The organism is Vibrio spartinae, assembly GCF_024347135.1.
In the GTDB taxonomy this organism is placed as follows: Bacteria; Pseudomonadota; Gammaproteobacteria; order Enterobacterales; family Vibrionaceae; genus Vibrio; species Vibrio spartinae.
This window is the reverse complement of the sequence record NZ_AP024907.1, coordinates 1,603,662-1,613,858: the sequence shown is the minus strand read 5'-3', so window position 1 is coordinate 1,613,858 and position 10,197 is coordinate 1,603,662. Positions and strand designations below refer to the sequence as shown.

The 10,197-nt window shown below is 44.9% G+C and carries 7 protein-coding genes; 2 read left to right on the top strand and 5 right to left on the bottom strand.

Annotated elements, in window-relative coordinates; all coding sequences use genetic code 11:
* Positions 1 to 221: 221 nt before the first annotated feature.
* The 5 genes from OCU60_RS07165 to OCU60_RS07145 all read right to left on the bottom strand — a co-directional run bounded on the left by OCU60_RS07165 (position 222) and on the right by OCU60_RS07145 (position 7,328).
* Positions 222 to 1,760, bottom strand: coding sequence for an alpha-N-arabinofuranosidase (locus OCU60_RS07165; RefSeq protein WP_074373913.1), 1,539 nt, complete (start codon positions 1,758 to 1,760; stop codon positions 222 to 224).
* Between the two features lie 719 nt (positions 1,761 to 2,479).
* Positions 2,480 to 2,896, bottom strand: a complete 417-nt coding sequence (locus OCU60_RS07160) for a VOC family protein (RefSeq protein ID WP_074373912.1) — start codon at positions 2,894 to 2,896, stop codon at positions 2,480 to 2,482.
* A 118-nt stretch (positions 2,897 to 3,014) separates the two neighbouring features.
* On the bottom strand, positions 3,015 to 3,431 hold the full coding sequence (locus OCU60_RS07155) for a GFA family protein (protein ID WP_074373911.1): 417 nt from the start codon (positions 3,429 to 3,431) through the stop codon (positions 3,015 to 3,017).
* Positions 3,432 to 3,574: 143 nt separating this feature from the next.
* Positions 3,575 to 4,303, bottom strand: coding sequence for an SDR family oxidoreductase (locus OCU60_RS07150; protein ID WP_074373910.1), 729 nt, complete (start codon positions 4,301 to 4,303; stop codon positions 3,575 to 3,577).
* 421 nt (positions 4,304 to 4,724) lie between these two features.
* Positions 4,725 to 7,328 carry a bifunctional aconitate hydratase 2/2-methylisocitrate dehydratase gene (locus OCU60_RS07145; protein WP_074373909.1) on the bottom strand — a complete coding sequence of 868 codons (2,604 nt, stop codon included), beginning with the start codon at positions 7,326 to 7,328 and terminating at the stop codon, positions 4,725 to 4,727.
* 475 nt (positions 7,329 to 7,803) lie between these two features.
* Here OCU60_RS07145 and OCU60_RS07140 point away from each other — a divergent pair, with 475 nt between their 5' ends.
* Positions 7,804 to 8,862 (top strand): 4-oxalomesaconate tautomerase, encoded by a 1,059-nt coding sequence (locus tag OCU60_RS07140; RefSeq protein ID WP_074373908.1) that lies wholly within the window; start codon positions 7,804 to 7,806, stop codon positions 8,860 to 8,862.
* 623 nt (positions 8,863 to 9,485) lie between these two features.
* The gene (locus OCU60_RS07135; protein WP_074373907.1) at positions 9,486 to 10,172 is read left to right on the top strand and encodes a response regulator; all 687 of its coding nucleotides are present in this window, start codon (positions 9,486 to 9,488) and stop codon (positions 10,170 to 10,172) included.
* Positions 10,173 to 10,197 lie beyond the last annotated feature (25 nt).

Here is a 10,197-nt window from a genome sequence, read left to right as displayed (position 1 = left end):
CGGCGACTTTAGATTCCATCCGGGCTCTACCCCCTTTTTCAGTTTTTTGTTAACTCTTGTAGTCGCTAACCTCAAGCTATTTTAACAAATTGAGAGGGGTTTGATAACTGGCCCATAGCTAAAAGCTTCACTGCCCCAAGCCTAGCTGGAGGTTTTCTCTGCATAAAAAGCCAGGCGAGTCCCCTCGCCTGGCTTGATGTCTGACCAAATCTGACTGACCGCTACTTGAGCGTTAACACAACCACTGATTTAGCAGGAAGCACAAAACTATCCGCCCAGTCCTGGAACGGTTGTGGCTCTAAAGCATGTGGGTTATCAAACGTATTTTTAGCGTTGATGGCGTCGGCAGTTAAAATACGCCCCGCTAAGATGGTGTTAATTTTTCCGTTTAGATTCAAGTCAATATCTGCATCGTTCACCGGATCCAAATTCACCAAAGCCATGTATATACGGCCGTCTGTTCCCTGCGCTAATGACGCACTGACCGCTGGTAGGTCTTTACCATCCATAGCATACTTCGTGGTGTCCAGCGTAAACGGAATCGACGTTGCATCATGAAATATCTTATACATATCGTAAACATAGTACGTCGGTGTTTTTACCATTTCTGCACCGTCAGTCAGGATCATGGCTTGCAGCACATTGACCATTTGCGCGATGTTTGTCATATGAACACGTTTGGCATACTGGTGAAACAAATCGAGGTTCACTGCTGCAACCACCGCGTCACGCAAGGTATTTTGTTGATATAAGAAGCCGGGTTCACGACCTTCTTCCGTGTCGTACCATGTGCCCCATTCATCAACATAGAAACCTAACTTACCCTCAGGATCATTTCGATCCAAGATCTCGATATTATTTTCCAGATAGGTTTTCATGCGATAGGTGCGTTCCATGGTGTGAAACCACATGGTATTGTCAAATTCGGTGGCGCTACCTTTGTTATCCCAATCGTCGGTGGGGAGCGTATAGAAGTGGAAACTGATCCCATCCATATCGTTGTGGATCCGGTCGCTCAGCACCTCAGTCCACTGGGTATCCTCCGTGGTACCACCGCTCCCCACAAGTAAGATTTCTTTACCCGGAGGCGTTTGAATGGCTGACGAGTACTGGCGATAAAGGTCAACGTAGTGATCCGCATTCATATTACCGCCACAACCCCATGCCTCGTTACCAATACCAAAGTATTTGATTTCCCACGGTTCTCGTCTGCCATTAGCGCGGCGTTCATTGGCGAGTGCGGAATCGTTATCGGACGTGATGTACTCAATCCAGTCAGCCATTTCCTGCGCGCTACCGGTGCCTAGGTTGCCGTTGATGTAAGTCTCAGCACCAATCAGATCGGCTAAATCAAAAAATTCGTGGGTACCGACCGCATTGGTTTCGTCAACGCCCCCCCAGTTTGAATTGATGGTAATCGGGCGATCCGCTTGAGGACCAATCCCATCCCGCCAATGATATTGATCGGCAAAACACCCCCCCGGCCAGCGAATCAGAGGGACTTTGATGTCTCTTAAAGCTTGAACAACATCGTTACGAAAACCTTTTGTATTCGGAATGTCGGAATCGTGTCCGACCCACAAACCGCCATAAATACCTCGTCCTAAATGTTCAGCAAATTGGCCATAGATGTCCTTATTAATGACAGCGCCACGGTCTTGTAAATTTGCGCTAATGGTCACCTGATGATTGGCCGCGAATGCATTGCTCGCAAACAACGAAGCTGTAAGCATCGAGAAAGTGAATACCTTTTGTTTCATTTATATTTTCCTTAATTTAAGTTGTGTAACACCCAGAATAATGTGCGCTAAAGCACCATTGGCGTTATCGTAAATAGGCTCGATTGCAACCGAACAACTTAAGCGGACGCCACTTGGTTGATGACTTTGAAAAAATCAAAACCAATGTGATCAATAAAATAATACAAGCCTTTAAACCCAATAATAAATTGGTCATTCATCTCGGTATTGCCAACTACGTCGTTTAAGATGTCTTCCTAATGACTAGGAACCACAGATACTCTTGCCCATGACATAACCGATCTTTTAAATCTGCCGATACGGCAGCGAAAACAACACGAATGATTTGGTTTTTGCAAACACCTGTCCACAGAGAACAAGCGCTAAAGTTGCACTTGAACATTTATCTAATGTAAATAAATCATTCATTATTATTATAATATTGTGAAAACGGCTTTACTGAGGTGTCGTTCGAATAACGACGGCCTCTAATTGGCAATAAACAAAATAACAACAATTCGGGGAAAATATTTGTCACGAAATTTAAATTGCAAATGCGTATTCTGCATCACCTCATTTAATATTCATGAAGCGCTTTCGTGCTGATAATTCACTGAGTTGATCGTCCGTTCTATTCCAAAAGCAAACGAATCATCCAAGGTGGGAGTGCTCAACTATGGGTAAAAAGAGAGAACTTTTCATCGTTCACGAAACCTTCCCGATGAAGAAGGTCTTGTATGCTACCTTTTCGCCATTGGATGGTCTGGATTGAATTGAAGAAGATCCCACAAGTTTCCGTATAGATCTTCAAATACAGCGACCGTTCCATAGTCTTGTTCTGCTGGCTCTCGAACGAAGTGAATACCAATTGATTTCATGCGCTCAAAGTCACGCCAGAAATCGTCCGTACTTAGGAATAGAAATACCCGACCACCAGCTTGATTACCGATAAAATCATGCTGCTCGGCCTTCGAAGCTTTGGCAAGCAACAGCGTAACACCATGAGAATTTGGTGGTGCAACCACAACCCAGCGCTTGTTTTGTTCAGGTTGATAGGTGTCTTCAATCAGCTCGAATTTTAGTTTGTTTACGTAAAAATCTATTGCTTCATCATAGTCTTTCACAACGAGAGCTATATGGACAATGTTCTGTTTCATCGTATTCCTTATTGGAAGTTTCGCTCGGTAGCATCATAATGCCCAATTCAGGTGTGAGGCTCGCAATACCTGAGTGACTGCAAACCACACCTTAAACAATAAACGCTGGTATGCTTGGTTACACCTTATCCGCAAAGTAGGCCATGATTTCTTCTGTGGTCATTTCCTTCGTCTCGTTGGCAAAGCAATAATAGCTCGGGCGCATATCACTAAAATATTGCATGTCCATTTCCAGCCCTTCTAGGTTTGAAAATAAGCCCACTGGCATATTGTACTCGCCTGTTTCTTTGAATTTATAAAACAGATGGGTGCCACACTCAGTGCAGAAGCCTCGTGAAGCCCAGGACGATGACTTGTAGATTTTTATTTTGTCTTCCCCCTCTAGTTTCACTTGAGTCCCACATTTCACCGCAAAGAATGGCGCACCACCCCAAGTTCGGCATGACTGACAGTGGCACACTGTAAACTTGGGATTGATATTCTCTGCCGTAATTTTCACGGAACCACAAAGACAACTAGCCTCAGAATAAAGCATTGAAATAACTCCTGAATTAATGGAAAAATATAACGGTCAACACGACGGTGCAACGCATCTGCTTGTGATGTATCACCCTCTTCTTTCATCAGTATTTATCGCTGTTTGCAGGGCACGACCATGCCACGTCAACTCAGCCATTTTTACCATGGCACGCTTCCATTTTCATCGAAGAACCCACCTGTCGGACCCGATTCATCAAGCGTTGCCAGCTTGATTATAATTCCAGCGGCTTGTTCCACAGTCCGTGTGCCGCTATGACCATTCAGATCTGTCGCAGTGTATCCGGGATCGGCAGAATTGACCTTTATGCTGGTGTCTCTCAGCTCATATGCAAATTGAATCGTGAGCGAATTAAGGGCTGCCTTTGAGGAATTATATGCAATCAATTTTACGCCCGAAAATTCAGAATCTGGATCACTATTTAGAGTCAGTGATCCCAATCCAGATGATACATTTACCACTCGCCCTGCATTGGCGTTCCGTAACAAAGGGAGCATTGTTTGTGTGACCAGAAAGGCGCCAAAAAAATTCGTCTCAAATGTTTGCTTAAGCGTGTCGATGCTGAGCTGGCTTGGGCTCATACCTGCATCGATTGCTATTCCTGCATTATTGATCAAAACATCGAGACGCCCATAGCGCTCACGAATGAGATTTTCTGCAGTTTGGATAGATTCCTGATCAGTCACATCAATCGGAATTAGATCAGCACGAAGCCCCTCACTCATTAGCTTAGATACAGCGTCCTTTCCATTGGTCTCTGATCTTGCGCCCACAAGCACAGTTCCGCCTAATAACGCCAGTTCTCGTGCAACTTGAAAACCGATACCTTTATTGCCACCTGTTACCAGAACTACGCATTTATCGTTCATAAATTGACTCCAACTTTTAAATTGCCACAATTGATAAGCTCAGTCTCATTCTAAATCAACACTTCACTCTTCCATTTGATGAGTCAACATAACACCATCATTTACTAAATAGTCAAAAACATCGTTTGTGACTGAACACCCACCGATTACATGACTTTCCACGCCCCCTTCTGGCTTCTGGTTTCTGGCTCTGCTTGACGAAGATAGCTAGAGTGATGAGTGACCGGCAGTATCACACTTGCGATGTCGCAGACTTTTCCCGAGACACTTCACATCAGTGCGTCGTTCATGCTGTAAGTAACATTAGTGGTGCGGCTGAGACATCAGGAAAGAAAAAACAGGCAATACCATTCGGTATCACCTGTTTTTTAATCAAATGTTTTCAATCAAGAAATGCCGCTAAACTGCTTATCCTTGCGTTCTAGCAGGATACAACCGCAATCCGGCTTTCAGTCTGGTCGGCAACAGTCTGATAGGCAACATCCTGATCAAACAATAATTCCTGATACAGGCTGTCTTGATCCTCGCTGAGGACAGACACGCGGGAACGGTATTCATCAACACTCGGTAAGTAGCCCAGAATTGCAGTGACGGCGGCCAGTTCAGCCGATGCCAGAAATACTTTAGAGCCTTGTCCCAGTCGATTCGGGAAATTACGTGTCGATGTCGAAACCGCAGTGGCACCTTCTCTGACCTGAGCCTGATTCCCCATACATAAAGAACATCCGGGTTCTTCAACCCGCGCTCTGGCCCGGATATAGGTGTTCAAAATACCTTCTTTGCGCAGTTGTGCCGCATCCATTTTTGTTGGTGGCGCTATCCACAGTGCTGAATGAGTCAGATCCGGTAATTTATCAAGCAATTTACCGACGGCCCGGAAATGACCAATATTGGTCATACACGAGCCAATGAACACTTCATCAATGTTGGTGCCTGCTACTTCAGACAATTGACGCGCATCATCCGGATCATTTGGACAACAGAGAATCGGTTCGTCAATCTCAGCCAGATCAATCTCAAGCGTCGCAGCGTATTCGGCATCCGGATCGGCGGCCAACAATGTTGGTTTTTCTAACCAGGTTTTCAGCGCATCGACCCTGCTTTGCAAAGTCTCCCGATGACCATAGTTTTGCCCAATCATCCATTCAAGTAGAGTGACATTTGAACGCACATTTTTAATCACCTGCTCTTGCGCTAACGCAATCGTCGTTGCCGCAGCGGAACGCTCTGCGGTTGCATCGGCTAATTCAAACGCCTGATCAACAGATAAGCTTTCCAGCCCCTGAATTTCAATGATACGGCCGGAGAATACATTGACCTTATTTGCTTTTTCGATCGTCAGTAACCCCTGCTTTCTGGCAAAATAAGGAATCGCATGCACCAAATCACGCAGCGTAATTCCTGATTTCATCTCACCTTTAAATTTCACCAGTACCGATTCCGGCATATCGATCGGCATCGTCCCGGTTGCGGCAGCATAAGCCACCAAACCTGAGCCGGCAGGGAATGAAATCCCCATCGGGAAACGAGTATGACTGTCACCACCGGTACCCAGAGTATCGGGGACCAGCATTCGGTTAAGCCATGAGTGGATCACACCATCGCCGGGTCTCAGTGCGACTCCGCCCCGGGATTCAAAAAATTCCGGCAGGGTTGCATGAAGCTGGCTGTCAATCATACGGGGATAAGCATTGGTATGACAAAATGACTGCATCACCAGATCAGCACTGAACTTCATACAGGCCAGATCTTTAATTTCATCACGCGTCATCGCTCCGGTGGTATCCTGAGAACCAACCGTCGTTACTTTGGGTGTGCAGAACATGCCCGGTTGAACTCCAGCGACACCACAGGCTTTACCCACAATTTTTTGAGCCAGTGTAAACGGTTGGTCAACGCTACCTGCTTTGGTATTGTCTTCCGCTAACCCTAATGCTTGACGCACGCGCTCAGTCAGAGATTTACCAATCAGGTAAGGGATCCGACCGCCGGCACGAACCTGCGCCAGAATAGCATCATGTTTCAACGTAAATTCAGCCAGGACTTCATCACTGTCATGACGCTTAATCAGCCCCTGATATGGATAAATATCAATCACATCGCCCATGTTGATGTTTGAAACATCAACTTCAATCGGCATGGCTCCGGAATCTTCTAATGTATTGAAGAAGATCGGCGCAATCTTACCCCCTAACACAACCCCACCCCTGCGTTTATTCGGTACGCAGGGAATATCGTGACCGATGTACCAGATTAATGAGTTCGCCGCCGATTTACGAGAAGACCCGGTGCCAACAACATCACCGACAAAGCAGATAGGATGACCGTGTTGCTTTAATTCATTGATTAAGCTGACAGGCCCTCGCTCTCCATCCTGATCCGGCTGAATCCCGTCGCGGGCATTTTTATACATGCTCAGAGCATGGAGCGGAATATCCGGTCTTGACCAGGCATTCGGTGCCGGAGAGAAGTCATCGGTCGTTGACTCACCCGTGACTTTGAAGACGGTCATGGTCAGACACTCAGCAACCGATGACTGACGACTCAACCATTCTTCTTGAGCCCAGCTGTCTACAACCTGCTTCGCATATGGATTGCCTTCACGGGCTTTTGCAACGATGTCGTCCGATTTTTCATACACTAACAGCATATTTTTCAACTGGTTCGCAGCTTCTTCAGCCAATTGATCATCGTCCAACAGTAAAATGAGCTTATCAACACAATAGCCACCCATCATACTACCCAGCATTCGGGTCGCCTCTCGGGGCGAAATCGCCGCAACGGAAAGCGTACCCAGAGCAATCTGACCGAGGATTTCTGCTTTTACTTTTGCAGCATCATCCACACCGGCAGGTGTATGATTTTTCAACAAATCAAGAATCTCCGCAAACAATGCACTGTCGGCTTCAGACTGTAACAAGGCAAAGCAGGCTTGAACCTCTTCAGCAGTTAAAGCGGGTTTTACCACCCCCTGAGCCGCGCGTTCTTCGCATTTATCGAGATATTGTTGATATATTCGCTTCATCGGTAATGTTCCCTTCTGGAATTGTAAATTGGGACCATTTTATGGTTTTTGCTCTCTAGGAATATGACATGTAACCGAATGAAAAAGTAAATAAAAAACAGTATAGATTTAATGAACAAAAAAGAGTTTTTACCTTCAAATTATTGTTGTTGAACGATAAAGATTAGCATTCACCTGACAGATGTGTTCTTCGGACAGATGTGTTCTTCGGACAGATGTGTTCTCCGGACAGATGTGTTCTCCGGACACAGTTTACCGCTCACTCACCAAGGTACGACTTTAATATGAATTCACAAGTATATTTATATTCAACAAAACACCATTAAATTGTGACGAATCCACAACGATCTCAATAATTTTGTTCATTATAACCATACTGTTTTTTTAAATTTAGTCACCGCCCTTCAGACCTCTCACATCTCTTTTCCCGATTAGCAGAAGATCAGTCTTATTACTGGATAACAAGAGAGATCCTATGACTCAGCTAACTCAACTGCCCTTAACTATGATGCGTGGCGGCACTTCTCGCGGTCCTTACTTTCTTGCCTCAGATTTACCTGAAGACCGGGAAGAAATCGCTAAAATTCTGGAAAAAGCAATGGGCTCAGGCCATGAGCTGCAAATTGAAGGCATTGGTGGCGGAAACAGTCTCACCAGTAAAGTCGCCATTGTCGGACCATCTTCCGAACCGGGGGTCGATGTTGATTATCTGTTTGCACAAGTCGGCATCACTGAGAAAAAAACCGATTTCTCCCCCAACTGCGGAAATATTCTTTCCGGTGTCGGCCCCTTTGCACTGGAAAAAGGTTTAGTCAAAGCCGATGGTGACAAAACCACCATTCGCATCCGCAATTTAAATACCAACAAAATTATCCACGCAACGGTTGAAACCCCAAACGGCAAAGTAAACTATGAAGGTGATACTTACATTAGCGGCGTCAACAGCCCGGGTGCACCGATCGAGTTAAGTTTCCTTGATGTGAAAGGCGCAAAAACGGGGAAACTCTTCCCGACAGGCAATGTGCAGGACAAATTCGACGGTTACAATATCACCTGCATTGACGCTGCCATTCCGGTCATGATTGTTGATGCAGCCCAATTCGGCAAAACCGGTTACGAAAAACCGGCAGAGCTGGATGCAGATACTGAATTCACCCAAAAACTGGAAGCTTTACGACGCCAAGCGGGAGAAATGATGGGATTGGGTGACGTCTCTGACAAAGTCATTCCCAAACCAATTTTGGTTTCAAAACCGGCAACGGATAAAGGCACTATTAACGCACGTTACTATGTGCCAAGAACATGCCATAAAGCGATTGCAGTCACCGGCAGTATTGCACTTGCCATGTCGCTGTGTCATCGCGGAACAGTCAGCTACGACTTACTTCAGCAAAACGCTGAGCTCGTCGACTGTTGTATTGAGCACCCATCAGGCTTCATCGATCTGAAAGTCGCCCGCGAAAATGGCAAAGTGTCGTCCGTTTCTCTGGTCAGGACCGCTAAAAAGATTCTTGAGGGTGTCCTCTCGCTCTGATGATATCTGAAGTAAAAATCCGCCGGCTTAGCTCGTGAGAAGGCGGATTTTACTCGAAGCAACACACCCCTCATTATCCAGCTCAGAAATATTTTTCTAACTCATGGCTGGAATAACTGATAAATACTGGCAATAAACATATATTAATCAAGACCTCAACCGATCATACTGACTAACTCGTTCAGATATCCTGAAAAATATTCCCCAGTCAAAGCAATACTCATTCACTAATAAATTCTTAAGTCATCCATTATTATTTCAAACAGTTCTAACCTACTTTGTAAAAAATCACCGAGCCATGATGTATAAATCCATTTGAATATTGTATTCATTTCTACCAAAGTAATTGCTTTAACTATTTATTTTATAACGACAGGTCACTTTACGACGACAGATTCATGAACAACATTTATTCAGCGATTGATTCAGATCAACCCCGAGTTCAACCCATGTTTTAGATGGAAGGCTCTGTCAGACATCACTAGATCTTAATTTTAAAAAATACTATTATCTTGCCTTCGTTCACTTCCTTTATTTGGCATCTGTGTTATTGTGACATCTATCACTTATAATGGAAAATTACCCGCTAGTTTCATCAATTTTAGTCAAGGCTAAATTATTCTATGAACAGAATTGATTTATTAATCGTTGAAGATATTAAAGAGATTTCGGGCCTATTATCTGACCATATTTCTCAAATATACCCATTCAGAGTTGTCGGCACAGCCAAATCACTTGCTGATGCAAGGATGATGCTCAATCACTTTTCAGTGAAGCTGATCATACTGGACAACTACTTACCAGACGGAACCGGCATTGAATTTTTCCGCAGACTTCGCTCTCAGAATAGCAACATTGATGTCATCTTTATTACTGCGGCAAATGATATTGAAACAGCGACAAACGCCATTCGTCTGGGTGCTTTTGACTACATCATCAAACCATTTGCGCTGGATCAAATTTCTGAAACTCTGGGACGCTACTATCAGTTCCATAAAGAAATCAGCCTTAATCAAGACGGCCAGGTTGACCAAACTTTCATCAAGAAAATGTACAACAAGCACAATAACTCAGAAGAAGGCATAAGACATCCCAAAGGCATCGATGAAATTACCTTACAGCAAATTCTGGCTGTCTTTTCAAAAGACCAGAGCTACACTTCTGTGCAGGTCAGTGCCGAAGCCTCTGTCAGCCGGACAACCGCCAGAAGATATCTTGAATACGCGGTCAGCAGCGGGTATTTAAAAGCGACCGTCAAACACGGGAAAGTGGGCCGACCTCAACGATTCTTCAGCAAAGCTGTCAACTGATTTATACCTTATGTTCCCGCCTCGC